Raw genomic sequence first — 884 nt, 5'->3', positions numbered from 1 at the left:
TTTTTATCGTTTTTTATTTGATATATAAAATCAATTAAGTGTAAAGAAATCGAATTAAAGACTTTACTGATTATTTTCAAAACTAATACTTAAAATTGATTGGAAGTTAATATTGGTAGTTTAAGATAAATAGCGGAGTTAAAAATTTGAGATCAATTTTCGGGAGGAAATAAGGACAATGAAATTTAACAAGAAAGTTATGCGCTTTGGTGTGGGGTTATTATCATCTGCATTATTAGCTGCATGTGGTGATGCTAGTGCAGGTTCTGAATCATCCAACTCATCTACTGGTGCTGCAGAAGGCGAAACTGAATTAGTATTCTGGCATGGTATGGGTGGATCTACTGGTGAAGCACTACAAAAAATCGTTGACCAATACAATGAGTCACAAGACGAAGTTTTTGTGAATGCACAATACCAAGGAACTTATGATGAAACATTAACAAAATTACGTTCATCTGCCTCTGGTTCTGATGTTGGTGCCGATTTAGTTCAAGTATTTGAACAAGGAATGACATTCATGATCGACTCAGGTTTAACAGTACCTGTTCAAGATTACGTTGACGAATCTGGATTTGAATTAGGCGACTTAGAAGAAAACTTATTAGCTTACTATACGAAAGATGACACTTTATACTCTATGCCATTCAACTCATCTACACCGTTAATGTACTACAATGCAGACCTATTTGAGCAAGCTGGTATCGAAGAAGCACCAACTACATTTGAAGAAATTATTGAAATTTCACCACAATTAACTGAAGCTGGCGTTGAAATGCCAATGTCATTAACTATCTATGGTTGGTACGTTGAGCAATTTATCAACAAAACTGAAGAAGACATGTACAACAATGGTAACGGCCGTGAAGCTGCACCAACAGAAG

Annotated in this window: 1 protein-coding gene; it reads left to right on the top strand. The window is 35.3% G+C overall.

The window, feature by feature from the left end; all coding sequences use genetic code 11:
* Positions 1-178 precede the first annotated feature (178 nt).
* A partial coding sequence (locus ACRCJ0_RS16180; RefSeq protein WP_431391189.1) for an extracellular solute-binding protein occupies positions 179-884 on the top strand: 706 nt, incomplete at its 3' end.

The organism is Aerococcus sp. L_32 (assembly GCF_050689315.1).
Note: the sequence above shows the minus strand (reverse complement) of the source record. Positions and strands in the feature narration are given on the sequence as shown.